The following is a 13,077-nucleotide window of genomic DNA, read 5'->3' as shown; positions in this document are numbered from 1 at the left end:
GCTTAGTCCCGCAAGCGGGGACCGCTCATTCCATCTGCCGACACCGGACCGAGAACCAGCACTGCCTCCTGACCCCGAACGCCGACATCTGCTCCAACCTGATGGTGCGAGACGATGTTCCCGCAGGCCAAGCAGATACCCTCACCATCTGTACGCCGATGGCGAACGTGAGATGCCCGAGCCAAGCGTGTCGCCCCTCCCACTAGGGATGTCTTACCCGCAGGCACTGACACTCCATGCCGAGTGCACCGGTTCCCTCCGCTACGGGCGAACACTCTTGCGTCGGAGACCGTCCCGGCACGTCCCTCCCGGCGCCACCCTTCGCGCACACCGGACCACACAGCGTAACTCGAACGCTTCTCCGGCGGTTGGCCCTGCATGGTTCCCACGGTTCCCCTCCCCCGGCGTCCGCCCGACGCGAGCCGTCCGGTCGGCCCGGACGACCCGGTCCGGCACTGGTACGAGAACGAACTCCGGTGGCCGACGGTGCCCGGCACGCCGGTCGAACTGCTGACGGGGCTGCGCTTCGACGTCCTGGAGGCGCCGGCGGAGGCGGGGTACGCGGCGCTGCGGCGGCTGGGGCCCGGGTCTCCGGTGGCGGTGCGGGCGGACCGGATGCGGATGTTCGTCGCGGCGGGGAGCGCGGAGGAACTGCCGGGACTCCTGGACTGGCTGGAGTGGGGCTCTCTCGCGCTGGATCTGCGGGCGACCGGCGCGGGCGGGCGCGTCGAGGCGCCACTGCCGCCGGGTCCCGGCCAGGTCGTCGAGGGGGGTCGCGGTGCGGCGGGTCCTAAAGGGGACCGCGGGGTCCGGGGGGTCCGCGTCACCGACTCGCAGGGGGCCGCCGTCTGGCTGCGGCCCCCTGAGCCCGGCTGCGAGGTGGAGTCGTCGCTGCCGACGCTGTCGGCCCTCGGCGGGGGCGGTGGGGGCGCCCCCGATCTCGTACGGCTCGTGGAGACGCTGGCGACGGAGTGCCACCGCGTCCGGTTGCGGCGCTGTGCTCAGCCGTTGGCCTTCTCGTAAGCCTCACGAATGGACGCGGGAACGCGGCCACGGTCATTGACCTCGTAACCGTTCTCCTTCGCCCAGGCACGGATCTGCGCGGTGTCCTGGCTGCCACCACCCGTGGCGGCGCGCGCCTTTCCACGGCCGCCCGAGGCACGGCCTCCGGTACGACGACCGCCCTTGACGTACGGCTCGAGAAGTCCACGGAGCTTGTCCGCATTGGCAGTCGTGAGATCGATCTCGTACGTCTTGCCGTCCAACGCGAACGTCACGGTCTCGTCCGCCTCGCCACCGTCGAGGTCATCGACAAGAAGGACCTGAACCTTCTGTGCCACCGGATTTCCTTTCATCGATATCTTCGGGGCCGAGGGCCCACGGCAGCTGCCGCAGTTTCGTGTCCCCTTGTTATATGCACTACTGCAGTACGTCGGAAAGCAAACCGCTTTTGCCGGAAAAACACAAACCCCTGGGAACCCCTGCGAGAGACGGACAGGACCCGGGAAGACCGGAAACATGCGCGTTTCGGACATAGAGCCCCTGGGCAAGGGGCGACGGGCGAGTGCCGGGGGTATGTCCCGGGTATTACGAGCTGGCGATCACAGATGCAGAAGCATCCGGCTGTTGCCCAAGGTGTTCGGTTTCACTCGTTCGAGCCCCAGGAACTCGGCCACGCCCTCGTCATAGGAACGCAACAGCTCGGCGTAGACATCGGTGTCGACGGGCGTCTCACCGATCTCCACGAACCCGTGCTTCGCGAAGAAGTCGACTTCGAAGGTCAGGCAGAATACGCGGCGAACACCGAGCCAGCGGGCGGTCTCCAGCAACTTCCCCAGCAGCCGGTGGCCCACACCCGCGCCCTTCAGGGCGGGGTTCACCGCGAGAGTGCGGACTTCCGCGAGGTCTTCCCACATGACGTGCAGAGCGCCGCAGCCCACGACCTCCGAACTCGCTCCGGTGCCCCGTTCCGCCACCCAGAACTCCTGGATGTCCTCGTAAAGCGTCACGGTCGCTTTGTCGAGCAGGATGCGACCGCGGACGTACGAGTCGAGGAGGCGGCGAACGGCGGGGACATCGCTGGTCCTGGCCCGGCGGACCGTGAGGGCATTAGCGCTGACTTCGGGCTGCTCTGCTGGCATGTCCGGACGCTATCGCCCGGACATGCCCTCCGCGGCGGCGGGGTTCTCGCCTGCCGTGTTCCGCGGGGCGGGCGTTTCCGGCCCTTGGACGATACGTACGGCATCGCGCAGGGCTTCGCGCTGTTCCGGGGACATCATGCCGAAGAAGGCGACGAGAGCGGCCGCCGGGTTGTCGCTCTGGGACCAGGCGTCGTTCATCAGTGCGGCCGCGTAGGCGGCCCGGGTGGAGACCGCCTCATATCGATAGGCCCGGCCTTCCGCCTCACGACGCACCCAGCCCTTCTGATGGAGATTGTCCAAAACGGTCATCACCGTGGTGTAGGCGATGGACCGCTCCTGCTGAAGGTCTTCCAGGACTTCTCGTACGGTCACCGGGCGGTTCCACTTCCACACCCTCGTCATGACCGAGTCTTCGAGTTCTCCCAATGGGCGAGGCACAGCTCAGAACAATAGGGGGAGATGCCGCCGATCACGTGGTGGACGTGGCGTCGAGTGGCAAACAACAACAAAAAGGGCGTACGACTCGACAAACTGATGAGTCGTACGCCGTGCCCGGAACGGAGCTCCGCTCAGGCGTCGGTGTCGCGGGGGGTCTGGCGGGTCTGCTCGGCGCGGGCGAGGACGGCGTCGACGGCCGCGTCCTCCTTGGCCTTGTTGGCGCCGCCCTGGGTCTTCACGATCGTCACGATCAGACCGGTGAAGAACACGGCCATCACTACCGGGGGTACGAGCGCGGAGACGTATTCCATACCGTCCAGAGTAGCCAGGGCGGCGGCGTGACGGGGTGCCGGGGTCGCGGAGTGTCTTCTAGACCGCGGCCAGCTGCCGGGGAGGGTTCGCGGGCGGGGCGGACGGTCTGCGCCTCGGGGGGAAGACCTCGCCCGGGGTCGGAATGGGGCGGTCGCGGCCCGGGGACTGCGGCGCGGGCCTGGCGGCCGGATCGTCGGCCGGTTTCTGCGGTGCGGGCTTCTCGCCGGGGTTCCCGGTGGCCGCCCCCGCGGTCGCCGCGGCGGCCACGGCTGTCGCGGGCGCGTCTGCCGCGACCGTGGCGAGACCGCCGGGGAGGGCCGTCAGACGCGCACGGGCGCGGGTGCGTGAGGCCGGGACCGAGCGGAGGGCCAGGCGCCTGCGTACGTCCTGTTCCGCCAGCGCGTGGCAGCGGTCGAGGAGGAGGGCCGCGACGGGGTTGCCGCGCAGGGCGCGCAGCGCGCTCAGGTCGTCGGGGACCGGGTGGTAACCGGCGCCGAGGGCCTCCTCCAGGAGCGTCAGGAAGCCGGCCGCCGTCCCCGGCAGGGCGGCGCGGTAGCGGGCGAGGTCGGCCAGCAGGAAGGCGCGCAGCCGGGCGCCCTCGCGGGTCGCCTCGTCGACGGTCTCCGCGAGACGGAGGCAGTCCTGGACGTCCTGGGCCGAGGCGGGGCTTGGGTGCAGGGCGAGAGCGAGCGCGCGTCGGAGCACGCGCAGCTCCTCCGCGCCGAACGCCATGCCGCCGCGGGATCCGTAAGGCGTGGGCATGATCGCGACGATACGCGCTAATCAGACAAAATCCGCGGAGCGGTTCGGTGCGGCGTGGCCCCGCCACCCGGGCGGGGGCGGCTCGCCCGCCCCCGTCGGAGGGGCTGTCGCGGAGCCGTCCGCCGGGGCGGCTCCGCTCTGCCCGGTCAGCTGCGTGGGACGTTTCGGCCCGGTCAGCTGCGCGAGACGTTGCGCTCGTAGACGAGGCGCAGGCCCACGAGCGTGAGCCAGGGCTCGTGCTCGTCGATCACCGACGCCTCACCGAGGACCATCGGGGCCAGACCGCCCGTCGCGATGACCGTGACGTCGTCCGGGTCCTCGGCGAGTTCGCGGGCCATGCGGTTGACGACGCCGTCGACCTGTCCTGCGAAGCCGTAGACGATGCCGGACTGCATGGCCTCCACGGTGTTCTTGCCGATGACGGTGCGCGGCCGGGCGATCTCGATCTTGCGGAGCTGGGCGCCCCGGACGCCGAGGGCCTCGACGGAGATCTCGATGCCCGGCGCGATGACGCCGCCGGCGTACTCCCCGCGCGCGGAGACCGCGTCGAAGGTCGTCGCCGTGCCGAAGTCGACGACGATGGCCGGTCCGCCGTAGAGCTCGACCGCCGCGACCGCGTTGATGATGCGGTCGGCGCCGACCTCCTTGGGGTTGTCCATGAGGATGGGCACGCCCGTCTTGATGCCCGGCTCGACGAGGACCGCGGGTACGTCGCCGTAGTAGCGGCGGGTCACCTCACGCAGCTCGTGCAGGACCGAGGGGACGGTCGAGCAGATCGCGATGCCGTCGATCCCGTCACCCAGCTCGTCGCCGAGGAGCGGGTGCATGCCCATCAGGCCCTGGAGGAGCACGGCCAGCTCGTCCGCGGTGCGGCGCGCGTCCGTGGAGATGCGCCAGTGCTCGACGATGTCCTCGCCGTCGAAGAGCCCGAGGACGGTGTGCGTGTTGCCGACGTCGATCGTGAGCAGCATGCCTACTCAGCCTCGCTCGACGGCGCCTCGGAGGCGTCGCGCAGGTCCAGGCCGATGTCCAGGATGGGCGAGGAGTGCGTGAGGGCGCCCACCGCGAGGAAGTCGACGCCCGTCTTCGCGTACGTCGCGGCGGTGTCCAGGGTGAGGCGTCCCGATGCCTCCAGGAGGGCGCGGCCGGCCACCAGCGCCACTGCCTCCTCGCACTCGGCGGGCGTGAAGTTGTCCAGGAGGATCAGGTCGGCGCCGGCCTCCACGACCTCGCGGAGCTGGTCCAGGGTGTCGACCTCGACCTCGATCGGCACGTCGGGGAAGGTCTCCCGGACGGCCTCGAACGCCTGGGCCACGCCGCCCGCCGCGACGACGTGGTTGTCCTTGACGAGGGCCGCGTCCGAGAGGGACATGCGGTGGTTGACACCGCCGCCCGTCCGGACCGCGAACTTCTCCAGGGAGCGCAGCCCCGGCGTCGTCTTGCGGGTGTCCCGCACGCGCGCGCCGGTGCCCTCCAGGACGTCCGCCCACGCGCGCGTGGCCGTCGCGATGCCGGAGAGACGGCACAGGAGGTTCAGCGCGCTGCGCTCGGCCGTCAGCAGGTCCCGGGTGCGGGTCGTGACGCTGAGGAGCGGTTGTCCGGCCTCGACGCGGTCGCCGTCCTCGACGTGCCGCTCGACCTCGAACTCGTCGGTGCAGACCACGGAGACGACCGCCTCGGCGATCCGCAGGCCCGCCACGACACCGGCCTCGCGGGCGGTGAAGTCGGCGGTGGAGACGGCCTCCTCCGGGATGGTCGCGACCGTGGTCACGTCCACGCCGTGGTCGAGGTCCTCCTCGATCGCCAGGTGGGCGATGTCCTCGACCTCCACGGGGTCGAGACCGGCGTCGGCGAGGAGCTGCGCGAGATCGGGGTCGAGCCCGCACTCCGCGTACTCGGCGTACTCGCCGTTCTCGGCGCCGCAGCCGCAGCCGTCGCCGCAGCCACCGCCGTCGAGGAGGGGAAGGTCCGGGGTGCTCACTTCTGTCACTGCTCCTGGGGGCTGGGCGAGGGGGTCCCCCCGGCGCGGACGACGTCGCGGGCCTGAGGGAGTGTCGGGGGGAAGTCTGGGGTGTCGGTGGTGTGTACCGCGAGCGTCCGGTCCGGATTGAGCCGTACGACGATGTGGCGGCGCCAGTCGGTGTCGTCCCGTTCGCCCCGGTCCTCGCGCCAGTGGCAACCGCGGGTCTCCGCACGGAGGCGGGCGGCGGCGACGAGGACGCGGGCCACGCACAGGAGGTTGGTCGCCTCCCAGGTGTCGACACCGGGCTCGGCCGTCTTGCCGTTCTCGTCGAGGGCGTCACGGGCCTCGCTGTGCAGCCGCTGGAGCCGGTCGGCGGCCGTCTCCAGGGACGCGGCCGAGCGCAGGACGCCGGCGCCGTCCGTCATGATCCGCTGGATCGCGAACCGTGCCTCGGCGGCGAGCAGCGGGTGGGCGGGCTTCGCCGGCCGGTCGACCGGTGAGGGCACGCCGGGGCGGGCCTCCTTGTGCGGGTCCTCCTCGCGCCGGCTCTCCTCTCGGCGGTCCTGCTCTCGGCGGTCCTGCTCGTGGCGGTCCGCGATGTCCGCCGCGATGCGCTCGGCGTAGACGAGACCCTCCAGGAGGGAGTTCGAGGCGAGCCGGTTGGCGCCGTGGACGCCGGTGCAGGCGACCTCGCCGCACGCGTACAGACCGGGGACGGTCGTACGGCCCCGGGAGTCGGTGCGGACGCCGCCGGAGGCGTAGTGGGCGGCGGGGGCGACCGGGACGGGCTCGGTGACCGGGTCGATCCCGTGGGCCCGGCAGGCGGCCAGGATCGTCGGGAAGCGGTGCTCCCACATGTGCGCCCCGAAGTGCCGGGCGTCCAGGTACATGTGCTCGGCGCCCTGCTCCTGCATGCGCCGCATGATGCCCTTGGCGACGATGTCCCTGGGCGCCAGTTCGGCCAGCTCGTGCTGTCCCACCATGAAGCGCTCGCCGTGCGCGTCGACGAGGTGGGCACCCTCGCCGCGGACCGCCTCGGAGACCAGGGGCTGCTGGCCCTCGGCGTCCGGGCCGAGGAACAGCACGGTCGGGTGGAACTGCACGAACTCCAGGTCGCTGACCTCGGCCCCGGCACGCAGGGCGAGGGCCACGCCGTCACCGGTGGACACCGACGGGTTGGTGGTCGCCGAGAAGACCTGGCCCATGCCGCCCGTCGCGAGGACCACGGCGGGCGCGTGGACGGCTCCCACGCCGTCGTGCTGGCCCTCCCCCATGACGTGCAGGGTCACGCCAGCCGTACCGCCGTCGGCGTCCGTGAGGAGGTCCAGGACGAGCGCGTTCTCCACCGTGCGCAGTCCGCGCGCGCGGACCGCCTCGACGAGGGCGCGGGAGATCTCGGCGCCCGTCGCGTCGCCGCCCGCGTGGGCGATCCGGCGGCGGTGGTGGCCACCCTCGCGGGTCAGCTCCAGGCCGCCCCCCTCGGACTCGTCGAAGTGGGCGCCGGTCTCGATGAGGCGGCGTACGGCGTCGGGGCCCTCGGTGACGAGGATGCGGACGGCGTCCTCGTCGCACAGTCCCGCGCCCGCCACCAGGGTGTCGTCGAGGTGCTGCTCGGGGGTGTCGCCCTCGCCCAGGGCCGCGGCTATGCCGCCCTGCGCCCAGCGGGTGGAGCCGTCGTCGAGGCGGGCCTTGGTGACGACGACCGTGCGCAGCCCCGCGGCGTCGCAGCGCAGGGCGGTGGTGAGTCCGGCGACTCCGGAGCCCACGACCACGACGTCGGCGGTGATCGACCAGCCGGGCGCGGGGGCGTGCAGACGTATGCCTGTGCTGGTCACGAGGCGGCTCCGAAGGTCAGGGGGATGTTGTCGATCAGCCGGGTCGTCCCGACCCGGGCGGCGACGGCGAGGACCGCCTCACCGGTGTGGCCGTCCGGGACCTCGGTGAAGTCGGACGGATCGACCAGCGCCAGGTAGTCCAGCACGAGCGGAGGGCTGAGGCGGGCCGCGTCGTCGAGGACCAGGCGGGCGGCGGCGCGGACCGCGGCGGGCCCTCCTGGGGCCGCCTTGGCGACGGCGTGCGTGTCGGCGGCGGCGCGGGACTCGCCGAGGGCGCTCAGGGCCTCGGCACGCGCGCGCGTGGCGGGCACTTCGCGGGCCCGCGCGCGCAGGGCCTCCTGGGCGGCATGCCGGTCGCTGCCCGCGAACAGGGCCTGGGAGAGGGCGAGCGCGGTGCGGCGCTCGGCGGCCGACAGATAGCGGTTGCGGCTGGACAGGGCGAGACCGTCCGCCTCGCGCACCGTCGGGACGCCGACGATCTCCACGCCGAAGTTCAGGTCGCGCACCATGCGGCGGATGAGGGCGAGCTGCTGGGCGTCCTTCTGCCCGTACAGCGCCACGTCCGGCCGCGTGAGGTGCAGGAGCTTCGCGACGACGGTGAGCATGCCGTCGAAGTGCCCGGGCCGGGTCGCGCCCTCCAGGCGCTCCCCCATGGGTCCCGCGCTGAGGCGGACCTGGGGGGCGCCGCCCGGATAGACCTCGTCCACGGAGGGGGCGAACACGACGTCCGCGCCCGCCTGCTCGGCGATCTTGATGTCGGCGTCCAGGGTGCGCGGGTAGCGGTCGAGGTCCTCGCCCGCGCCGAACTGGAGCGGGTTCACGAAGACCGTGACGACGACCTCGCCGTCGCCCGCGAGGTCCCTCGCGGTGCGGATCAGGGTCGCGTGGCCCTCGTGCAGGGCGCCCATCGTCATGACGACGGCACGGCGGCCGGTGCCGACGCGCGCGTGCAGCTCGTCGGCCGTGCTCAGCAGGACGGTGGTCATCGGACGGCTCCGCTCTCTGCACGTGGACGTGGATCTGGACCTGCGTACGTCATCGGCCGTCTCCTCCGGTCCCGTTCGGGCCCTCGGGGTCGGTGCCGGTGGGGCCCTCCGAGCCGTGACCGGAAGAGCCGCCGGGCGCGGACGGGCCGCCGGGGCCCGCCGGGTTGCCGGGGTGGCCGGAGCCGCTCGGGCCGCCGGGGCCGTTGGCGAGTACGCCGAGGAGGTCCTCGGCGAGCTCCGGCTTGAGCAGACCGTGGGCGAGGGCCCGGTCGGCGGTCGCGCGGGCCATCGCCAGATAGCCGGCGACGGTCTGCGGCGCGTGCTTGCGCAACTCGGCGACATGCGCCGCGACCGTGCCCGCGTCGCCGCGCGCCACCGGTCCGGTGAGGGCCGCGTCACCCGACCTGAGGGCGTTGTCCAGCGCGGCGCCGAGGAGGGGGCCGAGCATCCGGTCCGGGGCGTCGACACCCGCCGCGCGCAGCAGCTCCATGGACTCGGCGACCAGCGTCACCAGGTGGTTGGCGCCGAGCGCCAGGGCCGCGTGGTAGAGCGGCCGGGCCTCCTCGGCGATCCACTCGGGCTCACCGCCCATCTCGATGACCAGGGCCTCGGCGGCCAGCCGCAGCTCCTCGGGGGCGGTGATCCCGAAGGAGCATCCGGCGAGCCGCTGTACGTCCACCGGAGTGCCGCTGAACGTCATCGCGGGGTGCAGGGCCAGCGGCAGTGCCCCGGCGCGCAGGGCGGGGTCGAGAATCTTCGCCCCGTACCGGCCGGACGTGTGCACGAGGAGCTGTCCCGGCCGGACGGAACCGGTGTCGACGAGCCCTTCCACCAGTCCCGGCAGGGCGTCGTCCGGGACCGTGAGCAGCACCAGGTCGGCCCGCTCCAGGACCTGCGCGGGTGTCACCAGCGGCACGTCGGGCAGCAGCTGGGCGGCGCGGCGGCGGGAGGCGTCGGAGACCCCGGACACGGCCACCGGGCGGTGCCCGGCGAGCTGGAGCGACGCGGCCAGGGCGGGGCCCACGCGCCCGGCGCCGACGACGCCGACGGTGAGCCGCGCGGGGCGGTCCTTGGGGTCTGGCTGGGGGAATGTACTCACTCGACGGCGGCCTTCCGTTCCAGTCCGCTCCGGGTACCGGACGATTTCTCGTCATGTTAACGCGATTGGTCCGGGCGCCGTTTCTCCGTCCACAGGTTCTTGTCCACAGGCTGTGGAATCCGGATGACCCCCGCCGCGGTGTCCTGCATGATCCGGGACATGAGCGATACGGCGAACGGTACGGCGGGATCGGGAGAGACGCCCGAGCAACTGCGCGAGCGGCGCTGGGTCGCCTGGCGGGGCGCGCGGCGGGCGCTGTGGCGGCCCGGTTTCCGCTCCACGGTCGGTGAGCTGCTGACCCGGCTGACGGACGGCGCACCGGACGTGTACGACCTCGACCTGCCGGTGGACATGTACGGCGACGGGATCGTCGAGACCCTGGAGGAGCGGGTCGCCCGCCTGCTCGGCAAGGAGTCCGCCGCCTTCTTCCCGTCGGGCACCATGGCCCAGCAGGTCGCGCTGCGCTGCTGGGCCGGCCGGACGGGGAACACGACGGTGGCGATGCATCCGCTGTCCCACCCGGAGGTCCACGAGAGGCACTCTCTCAGCACCCTCGGCGGCCTGCGGACCGTCCACCCGACGCGCGAGCCGCGGATGCCCTCCGCCGACGAGGTGCACGACCTGGACGAACCCTTCGGAGCGCTGTTCCTCGAACTGCCCCTGCGGGAGGCCGGCTTCGTCCTGCCCTCCTGGGAGGAACTGGTCGCCGTCACGGACGCGGCCCGCGGACGCGACGCGGTGGTGCACGTCGACGGGGCCCGACTGTGGGAGTGCGCCACCCACTTCGGCCGCCCGCTGGACGAGATCGCGGCTCTCGCGGACAGCGTCTACGTGTCCTTCTACAAGTCACTCGGCGGGTTCGGCGGCGCCGCCCTCGCGGGTCCGAAGACCCTCGTCGACGAGGCGAAGGCATGGCGCCACCGGTACGGCGGGCAGATCCTCCAGCAGTTCCCCACGGCCCTGTCCGCGCTGATCGGCCTGGAGAAGGAGCTGCCCCGGCTCCCGGAGTACGTGGCCCACGCGCGCGTGGTCGCCGCGGCGCTGCGCGAGGGGTTCGCCGGGGCCGGGCTCCCCTGGGCGCGGGTCCACCCCGAGGAGCCGCACACGCACCAGTTCCAGGTGTGGCTGCCGTACGAGGCCGACGCGCTGACCCTGACCGCGGTGCTGCAGGCGGAGGAGACCGGCGTGCTGCTCTTCCCGCAGGTCTGGAACCGGGGCGGGCCCGGTCTCGCGCTCACCGAGGTCACGGTGGGGGCGCCGGGCCTGGAGTGGACGGCGGACGACGTACGGGCCGCGGTCACGGAGTTCGTGGCACGCATTCCCCACTGAGCACCGGGCCGACCGGCCGCCCGCCCGGCCGGTCCGTCCCGTCGATTGACGGCGCCCGTCAATCGGCGGCCGTGTTGTCGGTGGTGGGGTGCACCATGAGGTCATGAGCGTGACCATCGACATCTCCGGGCTGCGCAGGGAGCGAATGGCTTTCGTGCCCTCGCCGCTGGCCGAGTTGTGCATGGCACTGCACGCGCTGGCCGAGCCCGGGCACCACCCCGGCCTCCAGGGCTGGGCGACCGGGGTCACCGCGCGGCTCGACCCGCACCTGGCCGACCGGATGTGCGAGGCCGACTTCCTGTGGCGTACGACGTTCTCGGACCTGTTCCTGCCCTACGCGGGAGCGCCGGGCGGCACCACGCTCCCGGGCGCCACCCTCGCCGAGGAGCTGGACCTGGTCGACAAGCTCACGGACGAGCAGTTCGTGGACGCGGCCCTGGAGTTCACCTGCGCACTGCCGTACGACGCGCAGGGCGCCGGTGCCCTGGCCGACGCCGCGTCCCGCCGGCGCGCCCTGGATCTCGCCGCCGCTCGCGGGCCCCGGCCGGCGGACTTCACCGACCGGCTGCTGACCGACCCGCCCCGGATCCGGGCCTGGCTGCGGCAGTTCCTGGAGGACTGCGACGAGGCGTTCTTCGCCGAGACCTGGTCCCGGCTGCGCCACCAGCTGCAGGCGGACGCCCGCCGCAAGACGGACCTGCTCGGGCGCCGGGGTCCGGCCGAGGCGCTGGCGTCCGTGTCGCCCGCGGTGGCGCTCGACGAGGCGGCGGGCCGGATCGTCGTCGACAAGCTGGGCCAGGGCCATACCGCGGTCCGGGACGGCGGACTCCTGCTGGTGCCGACGAGTCTCGGCTGGCCGCACCTCATGGTGCTGCACCGGTACGGCTGGCAGCCGGTGATCCACTATCCGGTCGGCTCCCCCGAACTGACGGTCCCGACCTCCGTCGAGCAGCTGACCCTGCGGATGACGGCCCTGTCCCATCCGACGCGGATGCGGCTGTGCCGGAGTCTGGCGCGCAGCGCGTTCACCACGAGCGAGCTGGCGCAGACGCACGGCATGACGGCTCCGGAGATATCCCGGCACCTCGGCGTGCTGAAGAAGGCGGGCCTGCTCACCACGCGCCGCCGCGGCCGGTACGTCCTGCACCAGCTGGACGTCACGATGGTGGCCCGGCTGGGCAGCGATTTCCTGGAGGGCATCCTCCGCTGACCGCTCAGCGCTGCCGCGCGGTTCGACGCCGGACGGCCCGGGCCGCGTTGTCGGCCGCGGGCCGGTGGGGGCTGATCGCGCAGTTCCCCGCGCCCCTAGGCGACCCAAGGCCGAGCCCCGCCACCCAGCTCCCTGAGCCCCCAGAAACCCAGGGGCGCGAGGAACTGCGCGACCAGCCACACCCGACCGACACCCGACAACCGGCAGTACCCAGGGGCGCGGGGAACTGCGCGATCAGCCGCACTCGGCCGGCGGGCGACAAGCCGGTGTCGACCGCCCGCCCCCGGAGGGCCCCGTCGCTCAGCCCTGCTGTCCTCCGGCCCGTACCAGGCCGGTCTCGTACGCCAGGACCACCACCTGGACCCGGTCGCGCAGGCCCAGCTTCGTGAGGATGCGGCCCACGTGGGTCTTGACCGTCGCCTCGGACAGGACGAGCCGGGCCGCGATCTCCCCGTTCGACAGCCCCTGCGCGACGAGGATCATCACCTCGCGCTCCCGCCCGGTGAGCCGCTCCAGCTCCTTGTGCTGCGGCTCCTTGCCGGCGCTGGGCAGCATCGGCGCGAAGCGGTCGAGCAGGCGCCTGGTCGTGGAGGGCGCGACCACCGCGTCACCGCTGTGCACGGAGCGGATCGCGGCGAGGAGCTCACCGGGCGGCACGTCCTTCAGCATGAACCCGGAGGCGCCCGCCTTGAGCCCCGAGAAGGCGTACTCGTCGAGGTCGAAGGTGGTCAGGATCAGCACCTTCGGCGGGTCCACGTCCGAGCAGATGCGGCGGGTCGTCTCGACGCCGTCCAGTTTCGGCATGCGGACGTCCATCAGGACCACGTCGACGGCCGTCGCGCGCAGCACCTGGAGGGCCTCCACCCCGTCGCCCGCCTCCGCCACGACCTGCATGTCCGGCTGGGCGTCGAGCACCATCCGGAACCCGGTGCGCAGCAGCACCTGGTCGTCGACGAGCATCACGCGGATCGGCATGGGGAGGTCCTCCGGTCGGTTCGGCGG

Annotated in this window: 14 protein-coding genes; 3 read left to right on the top strand and 11 right to left on the bottom strand. The window is 72.7% G+C overall.

Annotated elements, in window-relative coordinates:
• Nucleotides 1–378: 378 nt before the first annotated feature.
• A complete protein-coding gene (locus ACFYXC_RS18650; protein WP_389552732.1) occupies nt 379–1,023 on the top strand; it encodes an SCO3374 family protein in 645 nt (214 codons plus the stop codon).
• Here ACFYXC_RS18650 and ACFYXC_RS18645 read toward each other — a convergent pair.
• From ACFYXC_RS18645 to ACFYXC_RS18600, 10 genes are all read right to left on the bottom strand, one after another.
• Entirely contained in the window at nt 1,002–1,340 is a 339-nt protein-coding gene (locus ACFYXC_RS18645; protein WP_389552729.1) for an Lsr2 family protein, read from the bottom strand. The two genes, ACFYXC_RS18650 and ACFYXC_RS18645, sit on opposite strands and share 22 nt — an antisense overlap.
• Before the next feature lie 261 nt (nt 1,341–1,601).
• Nucleotides 1,602–2,141 carry an amino-acid N-acetyltransferase gene (locus ACFYXC_RS18640; protein WP_388911620.1) on the bottom strand — a complete coding sequence of 180 codons (540 nt, stop codon included), beginning with the start codon at nt 2,139–2,141 and terminating at the stop codon, nt 1,602–1,604.
• Nucleotides 2,142–2,150: 9 nt separating this feature from the next.
• On the bottom strand, nt 2,151–2,543 hold the full coding sequence (locus tag ACFYXC_RS18635; RefSeq protein ID WP_388911625.1) for a BlaI/MecI/CopY family transcriptional regulator: 393 nt from the start codon (nt 2,541–2,543) through the stop codon (nt 2,151–2,153).
• Nucleotides 2,544–2,710: 167 nt separating this feature from the next.
• Complete coding sequence (locus tag ACFYXC_RS18630; RefSeq protein WP_388911628.1) at nt 2,711–2,890, bottom strand: hypothetical protein; 180 nt, start codon at nt 2,888–2,890, stop codon at nt 2,711–2,713.
• A 58-nt stretch (nt 2,891–2,948) separates the two neighbouring features.
• Nucleotides 2,949–3,623, bottom strand: coding sequence for a hypothetical protein (locus ACFYXC_RS18625; RefSeq protein WP_388912167.1), 675 nt, complete (start codon nt 3,621–3,623; stop codon nt 2,949–2,951).
• A gap of 203 nt (nt 3,624–3,826) precedes the next feature.
• Nucleotides 3,827–4,624 (bottom strand): type III pantothenate kinase, encoded by a 798-nt coding sequence (locus tag ACFYXC_RS18620; protein ID WP_388911631.1) that lies wholly within the window; start codon nt 4,622–4,624, stop codon nt 3,827–3,829.
• A gap of 2 nt (nt 4,625–4,626) precedes the next feature.
• Nucleotides 4,627–5,634, bottom strand: a complete 1,008-nt coding sequence (nadC, locus tag ACFYXC_RS18615) for a carboxylating nicotinate-nucleotide diphosphorylase (RefSeq protein ID WP_389552723.1) — start codon at nt 5,632–5,634, stop codon at nt 4,627–4,629.
• Nucleotides 5,635–5,639: 5 nt separating this feature from the next.
• Entirely contained in the window at nt 5,640–7,451 is a 1,812-nt protein-coding gene (locus tag ACFYXC_RS18610; RefSeq protein WP_389552720.1) for an L-aspartate oxidase, read from the bottom strand.
• Nucleotides 7,448–8,437, bottom strand: a complete 990-nt coding sequence (panC, locus tag ACFYXC_RS18605; RefSeq protein ID WP_388911640.1) for a pantoate--beta-alanine ligase — start codon at nt 8,435–8,437, stop codon at nt 7,448–7,450. Before panC ends, ACFYXC_RS18610 begins: the two co-directional genes overlap by 4 nt.
• A 49-nt stretch (nt 8,438–8,486) precedes the next feature.
• The gene (locus ACFYXC_RS18600; RefSeq protein ID WP_389552717.1) at nt 8,487–9,536 is read right to left on the bottom strand and encodes a Rossmann-like and DUF2520 domain-containing protein; all 1,050 of its coding nucleotides are present in this window, start codon (nt 9,534–9,536) and stop codon (nt 8,487–8,489) included.
• A gap of 159 nt (nt 9,537–9,695) precedes the next feature.
• On the opposite strand from ACFYXC_RS18600, the gene ACFYXC_RS18595 reads away from it, so the two are divergent.
• Entirely contained in the window at nt 9,696–10,865 is a 1,170-nt protein-coding gene (locus ACFYXC_RS18595; protein WP_389552713.1) for a threonine aldolase family protein, read from the top strand.
• A gap of 103 nt (nt 10,866–10,968) precedes the next feature.
• Nucleotides 10,969–12,075, top strand: coding sequence for a DUF5937 family protein (locus tag ACFYXC_RS18590; RefSeq protein WP_389552710.1), 1,107 nt, complete (start codon nt 10,969–10,971; stop codon nt 12,073–12,075).
• A gap of 300 nt (nt 12,076–12,375) precedes the next feature.
• Here ACFYXC_RS18590 and ACFYXC_RS18585 read toward each other — a convergent pair whose 3' ends face one another.
• Nucleotides 12,376–13,050, bottom strand: coding sequence for a response regulator (locus ACFYXC_RS18585; protein WP_388911654.1), 675 nt, complete (start codon nt 13,048–13,050; stop codon nt 12,376–12,378).
• Nucleotides 13,051–13,077: the final 27 nt, after the last annotated feature.

It is taken from the genome of Streptomyces sp. NPDC002701 (assembly GCF_042889045.1).
In the GTDB taxonomy this organism is placed as follows: Bacteria; Actinomycetota; Actinomycetes; order Streptomycetales; family Streptomycetaceae; genus Streptomyces.
Note: the sequence above shows the minus strand (reverse complement) of the source record. Positions and strands in the feature narration are given on the sequence as shown.

Coding starts and splice junctions, on each gene's coding strand:
- ACFYXC_RS18635 (WP_388911625.1), bottom strand. CDS start 2,543: ATGACGAGGGTGTGGAAGTGGAACCGCCCGGTGACCGTACGAGAAGTC.
- ACFYXC_RS18585 (WP_388911654.1), bottom strand. CDS start 13,050: ATGCCGATCCGCGTGATGCTCGTCGACGACCAGGTGCTGCTGCGCACC.
- ACFYXC_RS18590 (WP_389552710.1), top strand. CDS start 10,969: ATGAGCGTGACCATCGACATCTCCGGGCTGCGCAGGGAGCGAATGGCT.
- ACFYXC_RS18595 (WP_389552713.1), top strand. CDS start 9,696: ATGAGCGATACGGCGAACGGTACGGCGGGATCGGGAGAGACGCCCGAG.
- ACFYXC_RS18640 (WP_388911620.1), bottom strand. CDS start 2,141: ATGCCAGCAGAGCAGCCCGAAGTCAGCGCTAATGCCCTCACGGTCCGC.
- ACFYXC_RS18630 (WP_388911628.1), bottom strand. CDS start 2,890: ATGGAATACGTCTCCGCGCTCGTACCCCCGGTAGTGATGGCCGTGTTC.
- ACFYXC_RS18620 (WP_388911631.1), bottom strand. CDS start 4,624: ATGCTGCTCACGATCGACGTCGGCAACACGCACACCGTCCTCGGGCTC.
- panC (WP_388911640.1), bottom strand. CDS start 8,437: ATGACCACCGTCCTGCTGAGCACGGCCGACGAGCTGCACGCGCGCGTC.
- ACFYXC_RS18650 (WP_389552732.1), top strand. CDS start 379: ATGGTTCCCACGGTTCCCCTCCCCCGGCGTCCGCCCGACGCGAGCCGT.
- ACFYXC_RS18625 (WP_388912167.1), bottom strand. CDS start 3,623: ATGGCGTTCGGCGCGGAGGAGCTGCGCGTGCTCCGACGCGCGCTCGCT.